General features: G+C 65.7%; 18 protein-coding genes. 6 read left to right on the top strand and 12 right to left on the bottom strand.

Annotated elements, in window-relative coordinates; genetic code table 11:
- Positions 1-11: 11 nt before the first annotated feature.
- Positions 12-1,616 (bottom strand): peptidylprolyl isomerase, encoded by a 1,605-nt coding sequence (locus ACFZAI_RS07640; protein ID WP_391566371.1) that lies wholly within the window; start codon positions 1,614-1,616, stop codon positions 12-14.
- Positions 1,613-4,003 carry an LPS-assembly protein LptD gene (locus tag ACFZAI_RS07635; protein ID WP_391566370.1) on the bottom strand — a complete coding sequence of 797 codons (2,391 nt, stop codon included), beginning with the start codon at positions 4,001-4,003 and terminating at the stop codon, positions 1,613-1,615. Before ACFZAI_RS07635 ends, ACFZAI_RS07640 begins: the two co-directional genes overlap by 4 nt.
- Positions 4,004-4,171: 168 nt before the next feature.
- On the opposite strand from ACFZAI_RS07635, the gene ACFZAI_RS07630 reads away from it, so the two are divergent.
- From ACFZAI_RS07630 to ACFZAI_RS07605, 6 genes are all read left to right on the top strand, one after another.
- A complete protein-coding gene (locus ACFZAI_RS07630) occupies positions 4,172-5,212 on the top strand; it encodes an aminoglycoside phosphotransferase family protein (protein ID WP_391566369.1) in 1,041 nt (346 codons plus the stop codon).
- Positions 5,212-5,898, top strand: a complete 687-nt coding sequence (murU, locus tag ACFZAI_RS07625; RefSeq protein ID WP_391566368.1) for an N-acetylmuramate alpha-1-phosphate uridylyltransferase MurU — start codon at positions 5,212-5,214, stop codon at positions 5,896-5,898. Before ACFZAI_RS07630 ends, murU begins: the two co-directional genes overlap by 1 nt.
- A gap of 146 nt (positions 5,899-6,044) precedes the next feature.
- Positions 6,045-6,743 (top strand): DUF6776 family protein, encoded by a 699-nt coding sequence (locus tag ACFZAI_RS07620; protein ID WP_175170754.1) that lies wholly within the window; start codon positions 6,045-6,047, stop codon positions 6,741-6,743.
- A gap of 125 nt (positions 6,744-6,868) precedes the next feature.
- Positions 6,869-8,494 carry an FAD-dependent oxidoreductase gene (locus ACFZAI_RS07615; RefSeq protein WP_391566367.1) on the top strand — a complete coding sequence of 542 codons (1,626 nt, stop codon included), beginning with the start codon at positions 6,869-6,871 and terminating at the stop codon, positions 8,492-8,494.
- A complete protein-coding gene (locus ACFZAI_RS07610; protein WP_391566366.1) occupies positions 8,491-8,718 on the top strand; it encodes a hypothetical protein in 228 nt (75 codons plus the stop codon). The genes ACFZAI_RS07615 and ACFZAI_RS07610 overlap by 4 nt, the downstream gene beginning before the upstream one ends.
- Positions 8,719-8,744: 26 nt before the next feature.
- Positions 8,745-9,248 carry a MarR family winged helix-turn-helix transcriptional regulator gene (locus ACFZAI_RS07605; RefSeq protein WP_391567089.1) on the top strand — a complete coding sequence of 168 codons (504 nt, stop codon included), beginning with the start codon at positions 8,745-8,747 and terminating at the stop codon, positions 9,246-9,248.
- Here the strand turns inward: ACFZAI_RS07605 and ACFZAI_RS07600 are convergent.
- From ACFZAI_RS07600 to tssF, 10 genes are all read right to left on the bottom strand, one after another.
- Entirely contained in the window at positions 9,245-9,571 is a 327-nt protein-coding gene (locus tag ACFZAI_RS07600; protein ID WP_391566365.1) for a 4a-hydroxytetrahydrobiopterin dehydratase, read from the bottom strand. The genes ACFZAI_RS07605 and ACFZAI_RS07600 overlap by 4 nt on opposite strands.
- 9 nt (positions 9,572-9,580) lie before the next feature.
- On the bottom strand, positions 9,581-10,228 hold the full coding sequence (locus tag ACFZAI_RS07595; protein ID WP_391566364.1) for an OmpA family protein: 648 nt from the start codon (positions 10,226-10,228) through the stop codon (positions 9,581-9,583).
- A gap of 139 nt (positions 10,229-10,367) precedes the next feature.
- Positions 10,368-11,021 (bottom strand): HAD family hydrolase, encoded by a 654-nt coding sequence (locus ACFZAI_RS07590; protein ID WP_391566363.1) that lies wholly within the window; start codon positions 11,019-11,021, stop codon positions 10,368-10,370.
- Positions 11,022-11,140: 119 nt separating this feature from the next.
- Positions 11,141-11,761, bottom strand: coding sequence for a hypothetical protein (locus ACFZAI_RS07585; RefSeq protein WP_391566362.1), 621 nt, complete (start codon positions 11,759-11,761; stop codon positions 11,141-11,143).
- 1 nt (position 11,762) lies between these two features.
- Positions 11,763-14,903 (bottom strand): T6SS effector BTH_I2691 family protein, encoded by a 3,141-nt coding sequence (locus ACFZAI_RS07580; protein WP_391566361.1) that lies wholly within the window; start codon positions 14,901-14,903, stop codon positions 11,763-11,765.
- Positions 14,900-15,847, bottom strand: a complete 948-nt coding sequence (locus ACFZAI_RS07575; protein WP_391566360.1) for a hypothetical protein — start codon at positions 15,845-15,847, stop codon at positions 14,900-14,902. The genes ACFZAI_RS07580 and ACFZAI_RS07575 overlap by 4 nt, the downstream gene beginning before the upstream one ends.
- Positions 15,844-18,543, bottom strand: coding sequence for a type VI secretion system Vgr family protein (locus ACFZAI_RS07570; protein WP_391566359.1), 2,700 nt, complete (start codon positions 18,541-18,543; stop codon positions 15,844-15,846). Before ACFZAI_RS07570 ends, ACFZAI_RS07575 begins: the two co-directional genes overlap by 4 nt.
- A gap of 16 nt (positions 18,544-18,559) precedes the next feature.
- A complete protein-coding gene (gene tssH, locus ACFZAI_RS07565; protein ID WP_391566358.1) occupies positions 18,560-21,265 on the bottom strand; it encodes a type VI secretion system ATPase TssH in 2,706 nt (901 codons plus the stop codon).
- Between the two features lie 23 nt (positions 21,266-21,288).
- Positions 21,289-22,380, bottom strand: coding sequence for a type VI secretion system baseplate subunit TssG (tssG, locus tag ACFZAI_RS07560; RefSeq protein WP_391566357.1), 1,092 nt, complete (start codon positions 22,378-22,380; stop codon positions 21,289-21,291).
- Positions 22,344-24,182, bottom strand: coding sequence for a type VI secretion system baseplate subunit TssF (tssF, locus tag ACFZAI_RS07555; RefSeq protein ID WP_391566356.1), 1,839 nt, complete (start codon positions 24,180-24,182; stop codon positions 22,344-22,346). Before tssF ends, tssG begins: the two co-directional genes overlap by 37 nt.
- Positions 24,183-24,208: the final 26 nt, after the last annotated feature.

The following is a 24,208-nucleotide window of genomic DNA, read 5'->3' as shown; positions in this document are numbered from 1 at the left end:
CCGTAATGCGTTTAGCGGTTGTTCTGCTGGATCTTCTGCTGCTTTTCAAGACGGTTGTCGACGTACGCCTGAGCGCGCAACTGGTCGAGCCAATCTTCAAAGGCAGGCTGGGCACGGCGCTCGAACAGAATCTGGCGCGCCTTCAGGCGGGCCAGCTCGTCGGTGACGTCGTGCTGGCGGCGTTCTTCAACCTGGATCAAGTGCCAACCAAAAGGCGACTGGATCGGCGGGCTGATTTCGCCCGGCTTCAAGGCGTTCATGGCGGCTTCGAACGGCGGCACGGTTTCGCCCGGGTTCAACCACCCCAGCTCGCCGCCCTGCGGCGCATTCGAATCCTGCGAGTACTGACGCGCCATGTCTTCGAACTTGGCGTCGCCCGCAACCAGACGCTGACGCACCTGCTCCAGACGCTGACGCGCGGTTTCGTCGCTCATGACGGTGGACGTCTTGATCAGGATGTGACGCGCGCGGGTCTGCATCACTTCCGTCGGGCCTTGCTGCGCCGGCGCTTGCGGGCGCGCGGCGGGTTGCGGGGCCGGCGTGGGCGCAGGCGCGCGTGCGGTGCGGCCAGGCGCCGGTTGCGCGGTGCCGCGGTCCATGACCTTGATGATGTGAAAGCCGTTGCCGCTTTGGATCAGACCCGACACATCGCCCTTTTGCAGATTGCCGATGGCCTTGACGAACAAGTCGGGCCAGCCATCCAGCGGACGCACGCCCATGACGCCGCCTTGCAGCGCTTCCGGGCCATCCGAGTTGGCCGCCGCCAGGCTGGCGAAGTCGTCGCCGCGCTTGGCGCGCGCCAGCACGCCTTCGGCCTTCTTGCGCAATGCCGCCAATTGTTCCGGCGACGAGCCTTCCGGCACGCGCACCAGAATCTGCGCCAGCGCGTAGAGCATCGGGCCTGCGGGCGCCGCCGCTTGTTCCGGTGCGGCTTGCGGTTGCGCCTGCGGTTGGGCTTGCTGCTGGGCAGCCGCTTGCGGCGATGCGCCGAACGCCGGGTTGCGGCGCTGATCCTTCAGGAAAGCATCCACCTCGGCGTCCGAGATCACAATGGTGGAGTCCACCGCGCGCTGGCGCAGGCGATCCGTGCGGATCTCATCGCGCAGCGATTTGCGGTAGGCGTCCCACGTGGTGCCCGACTTTTCGATTTCGGCGCGCAGTTGCGCCACGCTGATCTTGTTGCGGCCGGCGATGGTCGTGATGGCCTGATCAACCTGAGCGTCGTCCACACGGATGCCCAGGCGATCCGCTTCGTGGCGCTGCACGCGTTCCATGATCAGGCGTTGCAGCACTTGATGCTGCAAGGTCTGGTCGTCCGGCACCTGGATGCCGCGCGACTTCAGTTCAGATGCAATACGGACCGACGCATCGCGCAGTTCGCGCAGCGTGATCACGTCTTTATCGACCACGGCGGCAATGCCGTCCACGAACTGCTCGCCCTTGGCGGCGGGTGCGGCCGGAGCGGCCTTCTGCGAAGCGGCGGGCGCGGCCTTGCCGCCATTGCTTGCGGGCCGGCCCGTCTGCTCGGCCGCGTGGGCGGCGGGCAGGCCGGCGCACAGAGCCAGCAACAGCGCACTGCCGGACAGGCGGCGCAAAGAGTGCAACCTACGCATCATTCATACCTTTCAAATGTGGTCCCGGCCGGCGCAGGCGGGGTAATGCCGGTGTAGCCAGGGATACTTCTGTTCAGCAGGTTCATCGGATCGGTTCCCAAGGAACCCAGACCGGTCAGCTCAAGCTGGAAGAACACTGCGGAGTTCGCGTCCGTTGCCGACACGGCGTAGCGCTGATAGACCACGCGGCCCACCCAGCAGCAATCCCCCTTGTACTCCAGGCCAGCAATGGCCTGCGTCACGCGGGGAGATTCCGTCGTATTGGCGACCGTGCTGGACGGCCCGGAGCGCAAGGAATAGTCGACGCGGCCGACGCCGTACCAGCGCTTGCTGAAGGGCCATTGCATCGCCAGACTGATCTGGTTCTGCCCCTGCGGCTGATACTGGACCCCCGCCTGGGGATCACGCTGATAGCGGTACGACAGCGCCACCGTCGTCAGACGCTGCGGCGACCAGCGCGCGCTGACCAAGCCGCGCGACCAGTTGTTGTCATACGGGTTGTACTGCGCCGCCACGTCGGTGCTGAGCGTATCGGTCAGCGCCGCGCTGGCGCCCACCAGGAAGTCCGACCGCACATTTTCGCGCGGCGTCTCGCCCGGCAGGGTCACTTGCTGGTCTTCGAAATACAGGCGCTGGGCCACGGCCAGCGACATGCGTTCGAAGCCGGTATTGGCGTCCAGCCAGCGCGTCGTCAGCGCCGCGGTCAGCTGGTTGGCGTTGGAAATACGATCCCAGCCGCCCGTGTAGATGTTTTCTTCAAAGGCCTGCGAGAAGCTGAAATCCGCCAGCGACGTATCGTAGACGGGCATCTTGGACTGATCCCGGTACGGCACGCGCAGGTAGTACAGGCGCGGTTCGAGCGTCTGCGTGGAGGCCTTGCCGAACAGCGAGGTGTCGCGTTCAAAAACCATGCCCGCGTCAAGAGACATGATGGGCACCGTACGCGATTGCGAACGCGGAAGCCCATCCGCCGACCCCCCATTGAGACCGAGTGCGTCCACCCCATACCATTTCGTTTGGTACTGGGTGTAATTCACACCTGCCTTGGGAACAATGAACCAGCCCGGGCGAATGATCGGGTACGACACCGTCGGATAGCTCTGCAAGCGGTCGCCATCTGGATAACGCAGTGCGGAGCCAAAATCCGGGCGGCGGAAACGCACTGCCGTCGTGGTCCAGTCTACGTCGAAGCCGCCCCAGTCGTAGCGCGCCCCCCGCAAAAAGAGCTCCGGCTCCTTGTCATAGGGCGGAATCAGGGGCGCGTCCGGGTCCTGCAGCGTTTGATACTTGTAGACTTGCGCGTACGCACTCCAGTAGTTGGAACTCCAGCCCACGCGGCCACGCTGCGGCAAGTACGTCGTCGACGCCTGGTTCAAGCCCAACTGCGAAATGTCGCGGAAATAGTTGTCGTCCGAGACCTTGGCGATGTCCCAGTCTGCATAGAAGCCATGCGAGAAGGTCTGCTGATGGCGCCACCAGTACATCCACCGGTCTTCGCCGGTGATGTTGTCATTGGGCAGATAGGTGCCATCCATCGTGCCGACGTAGCTGTTGCCCAGATACCGGAATTCGCCGCCCAGCTGCATGCCGCGCTTGGAGAAATAGCGCGGCTGGATGGTGGCGTCGTAATTGGGCGCCAGATTCAGGTAGTACGGCAAAGAGAAATCAAAACCGCCCTGGCTGGTTGTGCCGTAGGTCGGCACAAGAAAGCCCGACTTGCGTTCCTTTTTGACCGGGAAGGTCATGTAGGGCGCCGCCAGAATCGGCACGTCTTTGAAATACAGCACGCCGTTGCGCGCCACGCCTTCGTTCTCGTCGAAGTCGATGTCGACGGTGTTGGCCTTGATGTACCAGGACGGCGTCTCGCACGAGCAGCCGCTATAGGTCACCGTATGCAGCCGCATCTGCGACTTGCTGAAAATGTCCGCGTGTTCGGCCACGGCGAAACCGCCGGTGGCGCCCATCCAGAAGTTGGGCTTTTCGACTTGGCCGGAATACTTGTCGACGTTGAACTTGGCGTTCGGGCCGGTCACCAGCGTGCCGTCGCGCATCATGCGCGCACTGCCCTGGACGTCGACTTCGCCCGTGTCCTTGCGGTAGTTGATGCGGTCGCCCTTGATCACGCCGTCGATGCGGCGCACCTGCGCGCTGCCCGTCAGGGTCAGGTCGGAATCCGGATCGCCTTCAATGCTGTCGGCTTCCATATAGGCTGGGATGCTGTCGTCTGGCAGGCGGTGGATGCGCAAACCGGGAGAGGTGCGCAGCACAGGAGCCGAGGAAGCGGCGGTTGCCGACGATGCAGCTGGTGTCGCGGTCTGGCTGCCTTGAGCCTGAACGGCCCCGGCGGCGACGCTGACAGCAGAGAGGATCAACCACCGAACCTTGCGCACGAGTGAAAACAGCCCTTATCTACGATGGGAAACCCGGCATCGGCGCCCGAAAAGGCCCCAATGCGAATGGAAACGAGCCGGTATTATAGAGAAGCCGCGCCATACGCCCAGCCTTATGTGCGCCGAACGCAAATTTCAGCAATATTGCCCTTCTGACACGGATCTTCTTTGAAAAACGATCACGACCCCCGCCTGGAGCAGATCCGCAACTGGCTGGAAAGCCTGCCCGCCACCCTGAATCTGGCCATCGACACGCTGCGCCCGGCTTCCGCCGACGCCAGTTTCCGCCGCTATTTCCGGCTGGACGCAGGCGAGCGCACCCTGATTGTCATGGACGCCCCGCCCGCGCATGAAGACTGCCGCCCGTTCCTGCATGTGGGCCAGCTGCTGGCGGACGCCGGCCTGAATGTGCCCAAGGTGCTGGAACAGGATCTGGACCAAGGTCTTTTGCTGCTGTCCGACCTGGGCGAGCAGACCTATTACCAGCGCATCCAGGCCGGCCTGTCCGACAGCCAGCTTCAGACGCTGTACCGCGACGCGCTGGCTGCGCTGGTCCGCCTGCAACAGGCGTCCACGGCCGGCTTGGCCAATTACGACACGCCCCGCCTTGCCGACGAGCTCCTGCTCTTTCCCGAGTGGTACGTAAAAAAGCACCACGGCGAAACGCTGGACGACAAGACCGCAAACGCCCTGGACAAGATTTTCGCGTTGCTGTCGGCCAGCAATGGCGGCCAGCCGCAGGTGCTGGTACACCGCGACTTTCACTCGCCCAACCTGATGGTCTGCGATCAGCCGGAGTACGGCCCGAACCCCGGCATCATCGACTTCCAGGACGCGCTGGCCGGCCCCATCACCTATGACCTGGCGTCATTGGTGACGGATGCCCGCACCACCTGGGAAGAACCGCAGCAACTGGACTGGGCGATCCGCTACTGGGAAATGGCGCGCGCCGCCGGCCTGCCGGTCGATGCCGACTTCGCCGAATTCCACCGCGCCTATGAATGGATGGGCTTGCAGCGCAACCTGCGCATCCTGGGCGTGTTCGCCCGCCTGAACCATCGCGACGGCAAGGCCCATTACCTGGCCCATATGCCGCGCGTGAACGGCTATGTGCGCCAGGTCGCCCAGCGCTACGGCGTCTTCACCCCGCTGCTGCGCTTGCTGGACCGCCTGGACGACCGCCAGGTCAGCGTCGGGTACACGTTCTGATGCGGGCGATGATTCTTGCCGCGGGCCGAGGCGAACGCATGCGCCCGCTCACCGACCGCCTGCCCAAACCCATGCTGGCGGTGGGCGGCAAGCCGCTGATCGTCTGGCATCTGGAACGGCTGGCGGCGGCCGGCATCCGCGACATCGTCATCAACCATGCGTGGCTGGGTCACGAGATCGAAAACGCGCTGGGCGATGGCAGCGCATACGGCGTGCGCATCCGCTATTCGCCGGAAAGCACCGCGCTGGAAACGGCGGGCGGCATCGCGCAGGCGCTGCCCCTGCTGGGCGATGCGCCCTTCCTGGTGATGAATGGCGACGTCTGGTGCGACTGGAATCCCGCCGCGGCCTCCGCCCTGACCGCAAGCCTGCCCGACGGCGGCGCCTGGATGCTGATGGTGGACAACCCCGTCCAGCACCCCAACGGCGATTTTCATCTGGCGCCCGACGGCCGCCTGCACGCGCAGGGCGAGCCGCGTTTGACCTATGCAGGCATCGCCGTCTACCATCCCTCGTTGTTCAAGACCGTCCCGCGCGGCGCGGCAATGCCCATGCTGCCCCTTTTCCGGCAAGCCATGGCCGACGGCCTGGCGCAAGGCGCTCACCATACCGGCCGCTGGACGGACGTCGGCACCCCGCAACGGCTTGCCGATCTGGACGCAGAGCTTCGCGCCATGGCGCGTTAATGCTCACATATTTCACAATATCAAGGTGCGCAACCAGGCTTGTCCGCGCACCCAACGCCCCCAGCTAACGGGGTATTCTCTGACGCTTTGGCACGCGCGGGCACCGCGCGGACGAGCAACACACAGGAAGTTTTCTAGGAATGGGGATGTTTGGAAGATCGCAACGGGCTGTATTCAAGCCCTCCGTATACCAACCCGGTCAACGCACGCGGCGCCTGCCGCGCTGGCTCGTCCTGCTGCTTGTGGGGATCGCCCTGGGTGCGGGCGGCGTGCTCTTCCTGCAAACCAACTACGGCCCGCAACGCCTGACGGTCGAGCAATCGGAATCGCTGCACAGCGAACTGAGCGCCTCGAACCTTGAGCGCCAGCGCCTGCAAACGCAGCTGGAAGAAGCCACCCAGCAGCGCGACGCCAACAAGTCCGGCCATGAAAAGCTGACGACCGATCTGGCCGACGCCCGCGCCAAGATCGACACGCTGAACAAAGAACTGGTGCTGTTCCAGGACGCCATGCCCGCCGACCCGCGCGGCGGCAACCTGGGCATCCGCTCGGCCACCTTCAAGCGCGCCCCTGGCCAGCTGGATTATCAAGTGCTGGTCATGCGCGAAGAGCGCACCGGCGCCCCCTTCAAAGGCACGCTGACGTTCTCCATCGACGGCAGCTACCCCAACGGCCGCGCCGCCACCGTCACGCCCGAAGGCCCGACGCTGAACGTCGACCGTTACGACTACGCGCTCGGCCAGTTGAAGCTGCCCGACGGCTTCACCCCCAAGGTGGTGGTGCTGCGCGTGATGGACGGCGCGCAGAAGCAGCAAGCGATGCGTATCTATTACGTCCGCAACTGAGCCCGACGCGCCCGCCAAGAAACCCGCCCGCCCGGCGGGTTTTTTTTCGCCCGCCACAACTAGTTGCGTGCGCAACCTTTCAGGCATATAGTTGCGCAAACAACCAAATAGCCTCTGGAGACAAGATGCCGCTCCCCGCGCACGTACCCGTCCTGATCGCTGGCGGAGGCCCCGTCGGCCTGACGCTGGCCGCGCTGTTGGCCGAATACGGCATCGCTTCCTTAACCGTGGAAGCCGACGATGACTATTGCAGCGGCAGCCGCGCCATCTGCATCTCACGCCGCTCGCAGGAAATCCTGGGCTGGGCGGGCGCAGACCAGCCGCTCGTGGAAACGGGCCTGGCCTGGACCGGCGGGCGCAGCTACTACCGCGACCGCGAAGTGCTGCACTTCGAAATGCCGCACGACCCGCTGCAACGCTACGCGCCAATGGTGAACATCCAGCAATACTCGGTCGAGGAATACGCTCATCAGGCCATGCAGCGCCGCCCCGGGCTGGCCACGCTGCAATGGTCGGCTCGTGTCGCCAGCGTGCAGGCGCACGCGGACGGGGTCGATGTTGAAATCGACGCAGGCGGCCAGCGCCAGACGGTACGCGCCGATTGGCTCATCGCCTGCGACGGCGGCCGCAGCACCGTGCGCGAGGCCATGGGCCTGAAGCTGGAAGGCATGCAGTATGAAGGCCGTTACGTCATCGTCGACATCGAGCAAGCCTCCAGCCGCCCGGTGGAACGCCTGGCCTGGTTTGATCCCCCCTCCAACCCCGGCTCGACCTTGCTGATGCATCGCCAGCCTGGCAACGTCTGGCGGGTGGACTATCAAATCCGCGATGGCGAAGACCCCGAAGAAGCCGTCAAGCCCGAAAACGTGCTGCCGCGTGTGCAAAGTCATCTGGACATGATCGGTGAAACCGCGCCGTGGAAGCCGCTGTGGATTTCCGTCTACAACGCCAAATGCCTGACGCTGAACCAGTACCGCCACGGCCGCGTGATGTTCGCGGGCGACGCCGGCCACCTGGTGCCGATCTTCGGCGTGCGCGGCCTGAACTCGGGCCTGGACGATGCGGGCAACCTGGCCTGGAAACTGGCTTGGGTGCTGAAGGGCCAGGCGCCCGACAGTCTGCTGGACAGCTATAGCGTCGAACGCGTGCACGCCACCCGTCAGAATCTGGCCTATGGCGCAAAGAGCACGGAGTTCATGGCGCCGCCGGATTTCGGTTTCCGCCTGATGCGCGAAGCCGCGTTGCGCCTGGCTTTGGCGGACGACACCGTGCGCTCGCTGATCAACCCGCGCCAGTCCGCGCCCATCTCGTACGACACCTCGCCCTTGAATCTGCACGACGGCGCCCCCCAAGCCGGCATCGCCGCCGCACCGGGCCAACCCGCCCCCGACGCGCGTCTGCAAGACGGCGGCACCCCGCGCTACCTGAGTGAATGCTTCGGCCGCGGCTTCGTCATCCTGGCGGTATCGCCCGATGACGCCCTGGCTGCCGACCTTGCCGCAATGGCGACAGCCACGCAAGACGCGCCCCACCCGCTGCGCATCGTGCGCACGGGCGATGGCGGCTGGGACGACGCGCATGGCCAGTTGCGACAACGCTATGGCGCGGCCGAAGGCATGGTTTTCCTGATGCGCCCCGACGGCTATGTGCTGGGCCGCTGGGCCGCCCCCGACACCGGCGCGTTGCTCAGCGCACTCGCCCCCTACTACCCCTCAATCGCCTCGCGCGTCCACCAGAAAGGCCAAGCATGAATCCCGATGATCTGGACCAGGTCTACACCAGCATGGCGCAGGCGCTGACGCGCGTGGGAGAATCCCAGGCGCCGCTGTTCCTGTCGATACTGGGTTTGTCGTTGCTGAGCCGTCAAGCCGACGCCGGCACCGCCCTGGCTTTGCTGGCGCAAGCCGAAAGCGCCTGCCTGGGCGAACGCGCTGCGGCAGACTATGCCGCCGCCACTCCCGACCGCCCCACGTGAAAACGCAAGATTCAACGCCGCCCGCCGTGAACGGCGACCCGCAGCGCACTCCGCCGCCAGACGACTCAACGCCGGCTCTGGAACGGTTCCTGACCTACCGCCTGCACGTGCTCAACAAGATCACCGACCGGGACACGAATCGCGCCTATCTGTCGGACTGCGGCATCCCCTTGGGCGAAGCGCGCTGCCTGGCCGCCATTGGCCGGTACGCGCCGCTATCGGTAAACGATCTGGCGCGCGCAGCGAATTTGAACAAGGGCCAGGCCAGCCGTTCGGCGCAAGCGCTGGTGGATCGCGGGCTGGTGGAAAAAACGCTGTCCGCATCCGATGGGCGCGGCGTGGTGCTGACACCTACTGACGCCGGCACGGCCCAGTATCAGCGCATCATCGCGCTGATTGCGCGCCGCAATGAAGAGATCTTCGGCTGCCTGGACGCCGCCGAACAAGCCGCGCTGGGCGGGATGCTCGACCGCCTGATCGAGCATCTGCAAGACCGCGAAGACCGCGCGGGCGGCGACGACGACCGCTAGGCGTCCGCCTTCGGCGCCGTCGCCCCCAACTGCGCGGCGGCCTCGTCCATGAACTGCGCCATGCGCACGTCCAGTTCCGTGACGCCACCGGCATCATGCGTGGTCAAGGTCACGTCCACCCGGTTGTAGACGTTGGTCCACTCCGGGTGGTGATTCAGTTTCTCCGCAAACATGGCCACGCGGGCCATGAACCCGAACGCAGCGTTGAAGTTCGGGAAGCGAAAGCGCTTCACGATCGCGTCACGCGTGGCGTCTGCCTGCCAACCGGTCAGCGCGGCCACGGCGGTATCAGTGCCGATACGGGCGGGGGGAAACATGCTCATGGCTAGACCTTATTGCTTGACCGCATACAGATAGATTTCAACGCGCCGGTTCAGCGCGCGGCCTTCGGCGGTGGCATTGTCGCCGATCGGATCATTCGGCCCGCGCCCTTCCACCGCCAGACGGCCCGACGCCACGCCTTGCTTGGCCAGGTAGTCGGTCACGCTTTTCGCGCGGTTGACGGACAGCGTCTGGTTATGCGCCAACGCGCCCGTGCTGTCGGTGTGGCCAACAACCTTGGCGCGCAGCTCGGGATGTTGATTGAGCGACCGCGCCACGCTGTCCAACACCGGCAGCAAGGCCGGCTTGAGTTGCGTCTTGTCCGTGTCGAACGACACGCCGCTGGGAATGTTGACCTTCAGGCTGCCATCGGGCATTTCCACCACGTCGATCCCCAACGACGACGCGCCCGACTGCTGCACGTCTTCCTTGACGACCTTCCAGTTGTAGCCGACCAGGCCACCCGCCACCGCACCGATACCGGCGCCAATGGCCGCGCCCTTGCCGTGCCCGATCAGCGCGCCGATGCCCGCGCCCACCGCGGCCCCGGCACCCGTGCCCACGGCGGTGTTGGTTTGCTGTTGCGTGGCGCACCCCGCCAGCAACGCACCCGCCGCCGCCACCACGGCGACCCGGTTGAGTATTGTTCTTGAATTCATGGCAACCTCCACTATCCCTTCGGTGTGCCGGATCATTCCGGCGTAGACCATGCTAGCAAGGGGACGCAAGGCGACCAGCAACATTTTGTGTTGGCGTAGCGGCGATTGCTGCGGTGCAGGCTGGCTTTTAGCCTTGCAGTCAGCCTGCGTTGAAGCGCGCCAGCCAGGGTAATGCCGCGTCCAGCGTGGGGGATTCCAGCTCGGGCGGCGGCGCGCCGTCCGGCAGCGTCAGCCCCACCCGGTTGTGCCAGTAGGTGCGCATACCGACTTTACTGGTGCCGAACAGGTCGTAGCCCGAACCGGCCACAAACGCCGCATTGTCGGGACGCACCCCCAGGCGCGACAAGGCCAGTTCGTAGGGACGCGGATCGGGCTTATAAAACCCCGCGGCTTCCGACGTAACGACCACATCCCAATCCACCCCCAATAAGCGGGCGGCGCGCTGGCCCAGCCGGTCGGAACAGTTGGTAACCACGCCCAGCCGGCAATGCGGCCGCAGCGCGGTCAACAATTCGCGCGCGCCCTCCCAGACGGGCAGTTCGTCCCAGTGCGCTTCCAGCGCAGCGGGCGCGCTGGCCGGCAGGCCGACCGTGGCGGCGGCTTCCTGCACCAGCTGTTCATAAGGCTGATACGCGCCGCAGCCGTAAGTGCGGCGCAGATACTCCGCGCGCCAGGTCCGGCCAGCGGTCTCGGAGCCAGCCGCCCGGTTCCATACCGTCCAGGAATCCAGCAAGGCGGTCAGCAGATCGAACAACACCGCTTCGGGATAGGCGGGGGAAGGGGAAGAGGACATGCGGCGCTCCTTGGATGGCAGTGCGGCCACTATAAAGAGCCGCGCGCCCGCTGTGGTTCAGCGGGCGTTTACCCATCGTTAAGCCAGAACTTAACGAAGCGCGACGCGAGCGATATGGCTCAGCCTCGTCTGCCAAACAGCATGGCCAACCCGAACAGCGCGCCCAGCCCCCCCACGATCGCCAGCGAAATCGAGGGCTCACGCAGGTTCAGCGCCAGTGCGGCCGAGCCTGCGCCCAAGGCAGTGATCACCGCGCCCACCAGGCGGCCGCCGGTCGAACCGTAGAAGTGCGTGCGGCGCGCGGCATCCGTGCCGGCCGGCTGCCGCTTCTGCCAGGCCGCCAGCGCCTGTTCGAACTCGCGCAGCAAGCGTTCGCGGCTGGGCAGGTCGACAGGGCTGACCAACAGCGTCGGCAGCCCTGGCCGGATCAGCTTCAGATAATCGTCCGTGCCCCAGCTTTTCAAATCGGCGAACGCGATAGGCGAACGGCGTGAGAACTCCAGGCCGTCGGGCGTGACCTTGACCGAGTTGCGAGTCGGAAACCCCTTGAACGCCACCAATGGCGGCACCAGCAAGCCCAGCACCGCCAGCACTGCGGCCAGGCCGATCGGGCCGCGGTTCAGCACCACCAGCATGAAGCTACCCGCCGCCAACGCGAACGCCAATGGCACCGACAACTGATGCCATCGGGTGTAGACCGCAGCCTGGACTCCTTCATTGCCATTCACGCTTGAAACCATCTCAGTTGCTCGCCTTCACAAGATTGGACCCGCCGCCGCCAATCGGCAACGAGCGGATATCGGGCATGCGGTCCGGGTCGGGCCAGTATTCAACCTTGAGAATCGCCTCATGGAAGATGTCGTTATCCACCAGCACTTCGGTGCGCAGCACCCCGCAGCCGTTGCTGACCTGGAACTTTACCGACTCTTCCCAAGGCTTGCTCGTGAACTCGATGGATTGGCTGCGGTCCTTGCGTATCCAACGCCACCCATCCGCCCAGCCCGGCCGCGATGTCATGTTGTCGACGTACTTATCCACATCGTCCATCCACGTTTCCTTACGCGGCCGGCCCTGCACCATCTGGGCATTGGACGGGCCGCGCGGCTGCAAATCGGGGTCCGTTGCGCGCGCAGACCCCTTGCTCGACACCACAGCGCTTACGCCGTCGCCCACCAGCTTCAGGTGGTAGGCATAGTCGCTATGTTCGGTATATCCCGGCATCACCACGTCTAGCACCAGACGGTCGCGGCCAAACACTTCGCCTTGCCACAACCCCTTCCACTCCAGCGTCACCCGCACACCGAACACCGCGCGGTTGAACTCGTATAGCTCTTCCTCGCGGTTCACGTACAGCGCGCGATCCTCCACACCCTCGTATTCTGGCGAGCGCATGCAGCAGCGCGTATACCAGACCTCCAGTTCGCTCTCCTTGGCGCTGTCGCCCCAAAATTTGAAGTACAGCCCCGCAGCCAGCAGGCACAGGCCCAGCAAAATCCAGCCCCATACCGGTATGCCCAGCAGCACCGTGCCGCCACTGGTCAGGCCGACCATCGCGCCGCCAAAACCGCCCGCACCGGCCACCACGCCGGCCGCGCTGAATGCGCCCCCCAGCGATACAAGCGCCGCCGCCACGCCGGTCAACCCCGACAACAACAGGAACACCGACGATGTCGCGTACGCGCCGCCGGCCTCGTAGTTCTTCACGTCGTACTGGTCAACCGCGCTCAACGCATTATTGGCGCCGTCGACAAAGGTGGCCGCCGCAGCGAACACCGCGCCCGCCGTCCGGACGGCCGCCAATCGCATGTTCAACTGCATGTTCATCGTGAACGCGGTGTTCGTGCCCACGCGCGCGCCGATGCCACCGGCCGTGACTTCGATCGCCACGCTGCCCACGCCCAGCACGCCGGAGGTAATGCCGAACCAGGCCTTGCGCGCCGCTTTCGCGTCGCCAATGGCCTCAGCCTTGTTCAAATCCGACACTGACGTGTACAGCGCCACCAGCGTCATCACGCCGGTTGCGCCCGCGTTGGCGCCGTCGCGCGACCTGGCCCACTTGACCAGCCCGGCCAGTGGCGACATCGTGGGCGCCGGCAAAGCCAGCACCGTGGGCGGTGCGGGCAGCGCCAACCGCGGCGAGGGCGCGGCCCCCGGCTGTGGCCGCGCATTCGCCGCCGCATTCAGCTCTGCATCGACTTCTTGCGGAATGATGTAGTCGATCGTGACCGGCGTCGATCGCTCGGACTGCGTACCGATCCACCCCGACTGCATGTCCTTCTTGCCATACAGGCCGCCGCCGCCACCGACGGTCACCACGACCGGATTCGGCTCCCAGACAATCTGATGCATGTCCGAAATCAACCGCGGCAGCGTGGTGTTGTGCGTGCGCACCGCCATCACGATATTCATGCGGGCGGACATCGTCAGCGTGACCCGCGCCGCCACGCGCTCGGCGATGGGGTCGCCCGACAACGTCAGCCGCAGCAACTGCGTCGCCATGAAGCGCCCAACTGCCGCGCCCGCCGCCCGCATCGGCGGCAACTGCCCTTTGGCTGCCCGCAACTTGAGCCAATCGTTGTAGCTCTTGACCATCTTGCGGATGGACGACACCTGCTTGGATATCACCTTGCCCTTGGCTTCCCGGTTCAGAAAGCTCAGCAGTTCTCCGTCATTGGCGGCCAGGGAGCGCCACAGCGCCTCGTACGTGCCGTCCAACATGCCTTCCTCTTTCAGGGAGTCATCGATGGCCTTGTGCTCGCTTTCCACCGCGCCCGCCCCGTCCACGCACAGGGCCATGTCTTCTTCCAGACGCACACCGGCGGCGGCGTCCTTGGGCGAATATGCCTTGCACGTCAGCCAGAACCGGTCGCGGCCATACCACCACGCCCAATCCTTGCCCGCGCCCTCGATTTTTTCGCGCATGCGAGCGATGGCGGCCTTGTTGTCGCTAAGCGTCTTGGCGACCTTGCCAGTGTCGATGCGCTCGCGCAGCCGCTTGATCTCGTCGCCGGACGACTGCATCTGCTTTTGCATGCCGTCAATGATCTGCGCGACGCCCACTTCGCGTAGCCGGGTGGGCTCCAGGTGATGTTCCGCCAGCTCGCCCATGCACTTGTTGCGCCAGGTTGAGATGTCGGCCAGCACGCCCACCGGGTCCCGCAGCGCCAGCACGATGCCGCCTTTGGGTGTCATCTGGCGCATCTTCGTCGCCAGCGCCGCAGCCTGCCCGCCAAAGACGCTCGCGCCCGGCGACAAGGTGTTGCTGAACAACGTCGCAGCCCCGGCGGCATCCCGGAATTCGATGGCATGCTTGGCCAGGTTGGCGCCGTCTTCCGCCACGCGATAGCCCGTGTCCGGCCTGGGATGCCCCCCCGCCCAGACGGCCTTGGCGTCCAGCTCCACCATGAGCTTCGCGCGCCAGCGCTCGTCGCGCGCCAGGTCGCGGCGGATGTCCCGCGTCCACCACACGCGGGAATAGCCGACCCATACCGCGCGCGATGCATTGGCGGGCGCGTCCACATTGATCAAGGCAGATTCCAGGCCATGCCCTTCACGCGTGCAGGTGAAGGTGGGCTGCTCGGACGGACGATTGTCGTCGTCCACCGGCACTTCCTTCATCTGCCCCGTCGCGGTGGCGGCGAACGCGCGCCAGCCGTAGCTGCGGCGCGGGTCCCAGATATACACATAGCCCGCCGTGATGGCGCGCAACATGTACGCGCCTTGGCGCATGGTCTCGTAATGCAGCTCTGCGTCCGCGTACACCCCATCGGGCAGATCATTCTTGCCGCCGGGCACATACGCAATCCGCATCGGCAGGATGGGCAGCCCCGGCCGGCCGCAGAACTTGCCCTTGCAGGGCAGCGCGTCGTAGTCAGTCGTCATGCTTGCAAGTCCTCCTGCGCGTGCGCTTCCTGCGCAAACCGCTCCCAATCTTCGTCGTCCATGTCTTGCGCGGCGTTGCGCAACTGGCCGCCCTCTTCGCGCACTTCGCGCAGCAGGGCCGCAAACGATGGCGCCTGTTCCAGCGGCGCATCCAAACGCACACGCCAGGCGGCGAACAGCGCCACGTCCTCATCGTCATCGATGCCGCAAGCCGCCCCCGCATCCAACGCGCGGCGCACCGCGTCCAGCACCGATGGCCCCCAGCGCAACCCGCCCGCATTCAACCGTTGCAGCACGGCGTTGATACGGCCCAGACGCGCCAAGCGCGGCCACTCGGGCGTCACGGTCTGCATCGGGCCGGGCGTGTCCGGCAACACCTGCCAACGCGCGAATCCGTCTACCGACATCCAGGTCACGCCCGGTATCCACGACGCCGGCACCGTGCCGGCATACAGCTCGCTTTGATATTGGGTTGTGCGCGGGTCCCAGAACCGCAGGATGCGCACGCGGCCCTGCGCATCGCGCAGCCGCGCGCGCAGGATCAGACGCTGCGCGACTTCCGCCAGCGGCAAATCGGTGGCCAGCCATGCCGACATCGACCGCGGCCGCCTGGCCGCAGGCGCGGCGCGCATGGCTTCGTCCACAGCCAAGCGGATACTGGCGTTGATCAGGCGTTCATGGCGGATCTCATCCGGCACTTCGGCCAGATACAACGGCGGCGCGCTTGCCCCTTGCGAAATCAGATCAACGTCGCGGCGCACCAGCCCGGCCGTGGCGATGTCTTCCGCCAGCGGGTCGGCCAGCGTCGAATCGCACAACAGCAGCACGCGGCGGTTGGCGCGGCCGTCCAGCACCGCGCGCAAACCGGCAATGGCGCGTTCAACGCTGTCTTCGGCGCGCGCCGTGGCGGGGTAAGGATTGCGCGGCATCCGGTTCATCGTCATGCCGCCAATGCGCCGCTGCCGGCCGCATCTTCGAGCGCCGCAGCGCAGCCTTCCATATCGCCCTGCGGCGGCTGCGCGGGGCCGGCGCCGCTTTGCGGCCCCACCCAGCTATGCACACCCGCCTTCAGTTCCACCTTGCCCGGCGCGTGCAGCTGTATACCGCCGCCCTCGATGCGCATATAGGCGCCCGCCGCCGTGGCCAGCACTTTCTTTGACGCATTCACATCCACCGCGCCTTGCGCCGACACCAGGGTTACCGCCTTCTCGGCGGCAAGACGCATGCGCGCCTTTTGGCTCTGCATGCGCAACTTTCCGCCCGCCGCATGCAGACGAATGCCCTGCTCCTCAACCGCCCGGCCATTGCCGCCCAGCCCCTTGGTGAACAGCACCACGCCCTGCGCCACGCACACCGCCAGGTTCGCGCCCGCGGCCCAGTTCACATCCGGCGCAACCTGGCATAGCGTCGTGCCTGCCACCGTGTACGCGTTCTTCGGCGTGTATTGGCCAATGCCCTTGGGCGCGCTCACCTGGATGTGCGGCAGCGTGTAGGCGGGCACGTTGACGCCGTCTTCACCCTTCGTGCCTTCCATCACCTTGCGCACCGCGTCCAGCTCGTTCAGCGGCCGTGTCTTCTCGCTATCGCCCGGCAGCAGCGCTTCCTGCCGAACCACGGTTGCCGACAACTCGTTCGCCTGCTCGATGGCTTTCTCCATCTGCTGGATGGCCTCTTCGCTATCCAGCAACCCGCCCACCGCGCCTTCGCGCTTATCCGCGCTGATCAGCAGGCCTTCGCCCGCCCGCAGCGCCAGCGCTTCGCTTGTTGCGAGCTCCGCGCCGTGGCCCAGGTCCGACAAGCGTTCGTTGTCGCGCTGCTGCTTCAGATGCCCCAGGTTCAGCCGCGCCTCGGCTTGCGTGGTCGACGCGGTCAGACGCGACTGCCCCGGCGTGTCATCCTGCACCAGCTGGTTGTAGCCGCCCGTGCCAAGCCCGCTTTCGGCCAGCGCCTGCGTCTTGAAGCCCGACATCACCACGTTGTGCGCGTGGCCAGCCTCGCTGCCCGCGAACCACGCGGGCGCATTGCCGGTAGCTTTGGCCGCGCCGCCTTGCACCTGATTGTTCGCCGCGTTCTCCGTGCCTGCGCCGTTGTACAGCGCGCCCACCACCACCGGGCGGTCGATATCGCCATGCAGGAATTGCACCAGCACTTCCTGCCCCAGACGCGGCACGAAATGTCCGCCCCAGTCCGACCCGGCAACGGGTTCCGCCACGCGTACCCAGGTGCCCAGAGCCTCGCTGGCGGGCGCATTGTCGGCCCCTGCCGGGTGGTCTTGGCGATTGCTGGAAGCGCTGCCGCGCTGCCAATGAAACTGGATCTTGATGCGGTGGTCGCGGTCGGTATAGACCGGGTCGCCCGCCCCCACCACCAACGCGGTCTGCGCGCCATGCACCGTGGGGCGAGGATGCAGCCGCGCGCCATGGCCGTCCACCGTGCTGGGCCGGTACTCCAGCGTGGCGGCAATGGCTTCAAACCGATTGCGATAGAAATCCGCGTCGGCGTCTTGCGGCTCGCCCGCTGCGCCCAGCGCCTGCGCCACCGCCGCGCCCAGGCTTTCGTCGAAATTGTTGCGGGCGTCGTGGTGCATGCGCAGCACCACAAAATCCGCGCCCGCCCCTTGCGACGGCGCCCAATGGCCCGTCAACGTAAAGCGCTGGCCGGGCGCCAGCGTGCGCACCGTGCCTTCCCCTTCGTACAGCGACTGCCGCACGCGTTGCGCGGCCAGCGCGTTATGCGCCAGACGCTCGCCCTGGCCGCCGTCCTCGAACAGGTACTGGCCGGGGTAATCGGAATCAGCCAGCTCCAGGGCATTGGGCAGTTTGTCCTCCACCTGCGCACTGACCTTGCGCGCCTGCATCGCGCGGTAATCCCACGTGGCCAGGCGCACGGCGTTGGTGCGCCACGTGCAGCTCTGGCGCCAGGTCTGGATGGTGTCTTCGGTTTCAGTGGCGTCCGCGCGCTGGAACTTCACGCTTTCTTGCGGGCCGGCTTCAAACGCGCCGTTGTGGTCAGCGATAACAACGGTATGGCTGCCCGGTTCGCCTTCGCCCGCTTCGTGTTCCACCCAATAAAACAACCCCTCTTCCGCCAGCAATCGTTCCACAAAGGCGTAGTCGGTTTCGCGGTATTGGATGGTCAGGCTGCGCTTGGCATACGCGTCGCGGTCCTTCACTTCCCAGCGCCATTGCGGCGCCACCGCGCCTTGTCCGTTGTAGTCGCCGAACACGCTGTCAACAATGTCAATCACCGACAAGTCCTGGAACGCATAGCTGTCACGCCGCTGCCGCAACAAGGCCAGCCAGGGTTCGATGCGCAAGCGGTAGCGCGCAAAGCCGCCGTTGGCGCCCTCAAAGCGGGCTTCCGACACCAGGCCGCACCAGACGCGGTGTTCGTCCCGGCCCAAGGCCGTCTGCAACGACACCTGCGCGGGCTGGCCGATCAGCGACTTCAGCGGAATGTGCGCGTCATCAGACAGCGCGTCCACCAGCAAGGCAAAGCCGCCATCGCTCAATTGCTCGGCGCCTTGCAGCCGCTCCGCCAGCAGCTTGTCCTGGCCCAACGGCGTGCTCAGATCCAGCAGGCGATCCGCTTGGGTGTAGCCTGCGCCCAACAGGCTGGCGGCGGCGAGTTCAAGAGCCATGTCGGCGTCTCCTGCGTCAGCTCATGCGAAAACGGAAGTCGCCGTTCTTGCCCGCGCCCACGCGGATCTTGGCGATGGCTTCACCCTGCGCCATGCGGCTTAGCACCTGCTCGGCGATTTCGGGCAACAGCGTTCCGTTCAAAATGTGGTCGACGTTGCGCGCCCCGGTGTCCACTTCGGTGCAACGCGCCAGCACGGCGTCGACCAGCGCGTCGTCCCATTCGAACGTGGCGCGGTGCGTAGCCTGCACCCGGCGCGCAATGCGGCCGAGCTTTAAGCCGATGATGTGCGCCAGCGCATCGTCATCCACCGGGAAATAAGGAATGGTCTTCATGCGGCCCAGGAACGCAGGCTTGAACGCCTTGTACAGCTGCGGCGTCAGCAATTCCGACAACTGCTCGGGCGACGGCCGCTCGCTGGCGGGCTTGTTCAAGCAGGCTTGCATGATGGTGCTGGAGCCCACGTTCGACGTCAGGATGATCAGCGTGTTGCGGAAATCAATTTCGCGGCCTTCGGCATCATCCATCACGCCCTTGTCGAACACCTGGAAGAACAGCTCCAGCACATCGGGATGCGCCTTTTCAATTTCATCCAGCAGCACCACGCTGTAGGGCTGACGCCGCACGGCTTCGGTCAGCACGCCGCCTTCGCCGTAGCCCACATAGCCCGGCGGCGAACCCTTCAGGCCCGAAATACTGTGCGCCTCTTGATACTCGCTCATGTTGATCGTGACCAGCTTGCGCTCGCCGCCGTACAGAATATCGGCTAAGGCCAGCGCCGTTTCGGTCTTGCCCACGCCCGACGGCCCCACGAACAGGAACACGCCCTTGGGCTTGTCCGGGTCTTCCAGACCGGCGCGCGCCGTGCGCACCCGCTGCGCAATGGCATGCAGCGCGTGGTCCTGGCCAATCACGCGTTCCGCCAGCATCGGCTGCAATTGCAGCACGGTGCGGATTTCGTCATTGACCATGCGGCCCAGCGGAATGCCGGTCCACGCGGAAATGATCTCGGCCACGATCTGCGCGTCAACGCAGGCCGGCACCAGCGGCTGCTCGCCTTGCAGCGCGCGCAACTCATCCATCAGGCCGGCCAAGCGTTGTTGTTCTGGCGACAATGCCGGCGCGGCCGACTTGCGCTTCGACGCAGGTGCAGCCTGCGGTACAGCGCCTTCGGCCGAGGCCGGGTCCCGTCCCTGCGCTTCCAGCTCGGCGCGCAACGCGTGGATGCGTTCCACCAAGCCCGTCTCCGCCGCGTGGCGCGCTTCGGCATCCGCCAGCGTCTGCTCGACCGCAGCAATCTCCTGATCCAGTTCGGCTAGACGCGCGTGCGGCGCACCCGTCGCCGCTTCACGGCGCAGCGCCGCTTGCTCCGTGCGCAATCGCGTCAGGCGATGGCGCGCATCATCAATCAGCGCCGGCGTGGCGCTGCGGCCCAACGCCACGCGCGCGCAGGCCGTGTCCAGCACGCTGACCGCCTTGTCGGGCAACTGCCTGCCGGTGATATAGCGGTGCGACAAGCGGGCCGCCGCGCTGATCGCCTCGTCCAGAATGCGCACGCCAAAATGGCGCTCCATCAGCGGCGCCATGCCGCGCAGCATGGAGGCGGCCAGCGTTTCGTCGGGCTCTTCCACCTTCACCACCTGGAAGCGGCGAGCCAGCGCCGCGTCCTTCTCGAAGTATTTTTTGTATTCGCTCCACGTGGTGGCGGCAATGGTGCGCAGCTCGCCGCGCGCCAACGCAGGCTTGAGCAGGTTGGCCGCGTCGTTCTGGCCCGCCTGCCCGCCCGCGCCGATCATGGTGTGCGCTTCATCGATGAACAAAATGATGGGCGACGGGCTTTTCTTGACCTCGTCGATCACGTTCTTCAAGCGGTTCTCGAATTCCCCTTTGACGCTGGCGCCCGCTTGCAGCAAGCCCATGTCCAGCACCCGCAGCGTCACATCCGCCAAGGCGGGCGGCACGTCGCCGGCCACGATGCGCAGCGCCAGGCCTTCCACCACCGCCGTCTTGCCCACGCCCGCCTCGCCGGTCAGGATGGGGTTGTTTTGCCGCCGCCGCGTCAGGATGTCGATCATCTGGCGGATTTCGGCATCGCGCCCAATCACCGGATCAATCTTGCCTTCGCGCGCGCGCTCGGTCAGGTTGGTGGTGTATTGGTCCAGCGCGGGGAATTGCGACAGCCCCGGCGCGGGCTGGCTGGCTTCGCCTTGTGGCGCGGCGCTATCGGCAAAGCCCACCGCCTGGCCCGCCTCTTCCGAGCCTTCGGTCAGCGCGGCGAAGTCATGCTTCAGTGCGTCCAGCCGGAACGACTCGAACAAGGTCGAACCGCGGCGCGCCAGTTGCGCCAGATCGGGTTCGGTCAAGAGCGCCAGCAGCAAGTGCCCGGAACGGATGCGTGTTGTCTGCGTGTCCAGCGACGCAATCAGCCACGCGTGTTCGAACAGCTTGGGCAGGTGCGCGGAAAACACCGGCGTGCGCGTGTTGCCGTTCTTGAAGCGGCCGATCTCCGCCTTCAGGTCGGCCTCCAGCGCATCCGTCTGAATGTGGCAACGCCGCGCGATGATGCTGACATCGCTGGCGGGCTTTTCCAGCAGCGCCAGGAACAGATGCTCCAGATCCACCTCGTAATGGCCCTGCGCCATGCACAGACTGGCGGCGCGCTCGGCGGCCTGGCGGCAGGTCTGGTTCAACTTCCCGATCAACGTCTTCAGCGGTGTGGCCATGAGTATCTATGTTGTTTTCAGAATCAGTGAATGGTGTGCAGTTCGTAGCTGGCGTCGTCGCGATCCGTCTCGGCCGGGCCGCTGCACAGGAACGAATTCCAGCCCAGCCGCACGTCGCCGCCCGCGCCCAGCTGGCTGGGGGTGACGCTTTCGCGGGCCAGCACCAGCCGGACTTCGTATTCGAACGTCATGCCGCCAAACATCGTCAGCAGCTTCTCCAGGGCCTGCGCGCGCTCGCCACCCGGCAGAAAATCCGAGAAGGCCTGACCCGACAAGGGGCCTATCCACAAGCGGATGCGCAGGTCGCGCTGCCAGATGCGATCCCCCGCCAACGCCGACACGCCCAGCACCGCACCCGGATGGCCCAGCTGCGTCCGGTTTTGCGGCGGCACGTCATACCAACGGCCCACGAACTGTTCCACCCGCAACGGCACGCCGAAGTAGTCCTGCAACACGCGTTGCAGGAACGGCGCCGACACGGGCCGCTGGCGCGCCGCCGCGGCGTAGTGCGCGACAGATTCGTCAAACACCCGGCCCTTGCCGTTATGCAGACGGTCGCGCAGCGCTGGATGGCCGATGCCGCCCAGCGCCAGCAACAGCGGCAGGTAATGGTGGTCTTGCTCGGTCTCGTGCCGCAACGGCATGCGGTACTTCTTCCAGGCCGCATAGAACAGCGCCGCCGCCCGGTTCGAAAAGATATCGAAGAACGCACGCGCGCCCCGGTCCCGGCGCAGGCTTTCCCGGTTCGCCAGCATCTCGGAATAGTGCAGCGGCAAGGCCCCTTGCGCACCCAGCAGGCCGAAGAAGGCGGGCGTCAGGTCCACCCGGCCCAAGCGCCCTTCGGCCACGGCGGCTTTGCGCGCGGTCTCGTCCGCCAGCACGACGCCGTTCTTGTCATAAGCCACGGCGTCAACAATTTCGCTCGGCGGAAAACCCAGCCCAGGCGAATTGGGAAAGCGCAGATGCACCGGCACGGTGTGACGCGTCGCGCCGCGCTCCTGCTTTGCGAAGCACTGTTCAAGCAGCCGCACCGCCTGGAAAAACTTGAAACGCTGCGGCTCGGCCAGCAGCGTGTCCATCACGCTAGGATGGCGTCGCCGTTGCATGGGGGGCATCGTAGAAGTTCCTCTGCGCCACGGCGCGACAGCACAACCAATTGCACGAAGCTGTTGGCGTGCACGTAAAGGCCAAAGAATCGGTTGATGACCGCCACGAAGGTGTGCAGGCTCGTGCCCACGAAATGGTCTTCGTTGACGGTCAGGCGGATTTCGATGCCGCGCACAAAGGTCGCGAACGGCTCTCCCGGCATCCAATGCGTGGCCGGCTTGTAGTCCAGCCCGACCAGCCCTTCAATTTGACGCGCCGCCACGGGCGAGCCCGACAGGTCATACAGGCGCAGCGTTTCCTTCAGCGCGGGCAAGCCGCTTTGCACCAGCGACAAATGATTCAACGCCAAGTGCGAGATCAGCCGCCAATGCGCAGCGCGCCCCTGCTGGAAGCGGTGCGAGTTCGTCGGCCGGCGCAGCATGCGGATGCTGCGCGCCACCGTTCCGCCTTCCAGAAACAGGTCGCCGCCCGACTGGCCCACGGCAATCTGCGACGGCAGGTCGCGATTGGTGCAAGTCAGGTCCAGGCTCAGCGTTTCGGTTTGCGGCACCATCGGGTCGAAATCGATATCGACGATGGAAATCTCGGTCTCGTAGCCCGGGCTGCGTTGCGCGATGGCCGCGTCGCGCCGCATCGTCCAGTAATGGCCGGCGGCTTCGGGCGATTCGCCGTGATGCAGCGAATAGAACGGCCGGAAGTCCACCACCGCATCGCCCTGGGCGTTCTGCCGCACCTGGCGCACGCGGTCGATGGAATAGACCTCGTAGCCGTAGGCGCGGCGCGCATCGGCCACCACGGGATACGACGCGGACGCATGCGTCACGCGGATGGGGTCAGCGCGCTGCGTGAACAGGTTCACCACCGGCGTGCAGCCCAGCCGCAGATTGTCGGCCGACGTGGATTCCAGCAGCCGCGCCGTATTCGAATCGGCCCGCAGGCCGCTTACCGGCAGATGCAGCGTGAACTGGCGCACCGTGCCCAGGTACGGGCGCAACGCCGCCAGATCGATATCGACGAAATTGAATTTCTCGGAAAAGACAAAGTATTCGGCCAGCAGCCGGTATGCCGGATGCGAGCTGGCCGGAAAATCAATCAGCGCGTCATCTTCCGCCAGGCCGACTTGCGCCAGCGGAATCGCGGGCAGGCGATCCCAGCGGCCGGGTTGCAGCTCGACATAGGCCGCCGCCGTGCGCAGGAACAGCGCATCGCGCAGCGCCGCCACGAACGACGGTTCGCCGTGCAGGTACACGCGCAGCTTATCCACACCCAGCATGCCGAAGTGCTGGTTTTCCCCCTGGCATCCCAACGTGACCGCAAAACGTCCGGTGACGCCGGCGGGCAGCTTGGCGGTGGCCGGCGCATTGGCGCTGGACACAAAGCCCGCGCGCTGCACTTCCACGGGCGCCAGCGTCACCTCGTACGCCGTGCGAAAGCGGCACGACACGCCGCGCACCGGATGCGATTTCAATTCCGTGCCGCGCGCAATGCGCACCGGCGCGGTCAATTGCGCGCCCGCGCCGCCCAGGTCAAACTGCGCCACGCTGCACGACGGAAACGGCCGCAGATAGTGCGGGTACATCACCTCGAACAGCGCTTCGGTGAATTCGGGGTAATCGTCGTCCAGCTTCTTGTTGATGCGCGCGCTCAACAGCGCGAACGACTCGATCATGCGTTCGACGTGCGGGTCTTCGCAGGTCTCGCCCGACAGGCCCAGGCGCGCGGCGATCTTCGGGTAACGCTCGGCGAAGTCGCGCGACGAGGTGCGCAGAAAACCCAGTTCGCGCTCGTAATAAGGCAGCAATTCTTCCATTGATGTCTTCCTTTCCAGCGCGCCAG

This window comes from Achromobacter sp. NPDC008082 (assembly GCF_042957345.1).
In the GTDB taxonomy this organism is placed as follows: Bacteria; Pseudomonadota; Gammaproteobacteria; order Burkholderiales; family Burkholderiaceae_B; genus Achromobacter; species Achromobacter kerstersii_A.
This window is presented reverse-complemented; position numbering and strand designations above follow the sequence as displayed.

What these genes read in the sequence shown, in the direction of transcription:
- ACFZAI_RS07575 (WP_391566360.1), bottom strand. Translation starts at nt 15,847, where the DNA reads ATGACGATGAACCGGATGCCGCGCAATCCTTACCCCGCCACGGCGCGC.
- ACFZAI_RS07610 (WP_391566366.1), top strand. Translation starts at nt 8,491, where the DNA reads ATGAATCCCGATGATCTGGACCAGGTCTACACCAGCATGGCGCAGGCG.
- murU (WP_391566368.1), top strand. Translation starts at nt 5,212, where the DNA reads ATGCGGGCGATGATTCTTGCCGCGGGCCGAGGCGAACGCATGCGCCCG.
- ACFZAI_RS07585 (WP_391566362.1), bottom strand. Translation starts at nt 11,761, where the DNA reads ATGGTTTCAAGCGTGAATGGCAATGAAGGAGTCCAGGCTGCGGTCTAC.
- ACFZAI_RS07595 (WP_391566364.1), bottom strand. Translation starts at nt 10,228, where the DNA reads ATGAATTCAAGAACAATACTCAACCGGGTCGCCGTGGTGGCGGCGGCG.
- ACFZAI_RS07615 (WP_391566367.1), top strand. Translation starts at nt 6,869, where the DNA reads ATGCCGCTCCCCGCGCACGTACCCGTCCTGATCGCTGGCGGAGGCCCC.
- tssF (WP_391566356.1), bottom strand. Translation starts at nt 24,182, where the DNA reads ATGGAAGAATTGCTGCCTTATTACGAGCGCGAACTGGGTTTTCTGCGC.
- ACFZAI_RS07590 (WP_391566363.1), bottom strand. Translation starts at nt 11,021, where the DNA reads ATGTCCTCTTCCCCTTCCCCCGCCTATCCCGAAGCGGTGTTGTTCGAT.
- tssH (WP_391566358.1), bottom strand. Translation starts at nt 21,265, where the DNA reads ATGGCCACACCGCTGAAGACGTTGATCGGGAAGTTGAACCAGACCTGC.
- ACFZAI_RS07640 (WP_391566371.1), bottom strand. Translation starts at nt 1,616, where the DNA reads ATGATGCGTAGGTTGCACTCTTTGCGCCGCCTGTCCGGCAGTGCGCTG.
- ACFZAI_RS07620 (WP_175170754.1), top strand. Translation starts at nt 6,045, where the DNA reads ATGTTTGGAAGATCGCAACGGGCTGTATTCAAGCCCTCCGTATACCAA.
- ACFZAI_RS07570 (WP_391566359.1), bottom strand. Translation starts at nt 18,543, where the DNA reads ATGGCTCTTGAACTCGCCGCCGCCAGCCTGTTGGGCGCAGGCTACACC.
- ACFZAI_RS07600 (WP_391566365.1), bottom strand. Translation starts at nt 9,571, where the DNA reads ATGAGCATGTTTCCCCCCGCCCGTATCGGCACTGATACCGCCGTGGCC.
- tssG (WP_391566357.1), bottom strand. Translation starts at nt 22,380, where the DNA reads ATGCCCCCCATGCAACGGCGACGCCATCCTAGCGTGATGGACACGCTG.
- ACFZAI_RS07580 (WP_391566361.1), bottom strand. Translation starts at nt 14,903, where the DNA reads ATGACGACTGACTACGACGCGCTGCCCTGCAAGGGCAAGTTCTGCGGC.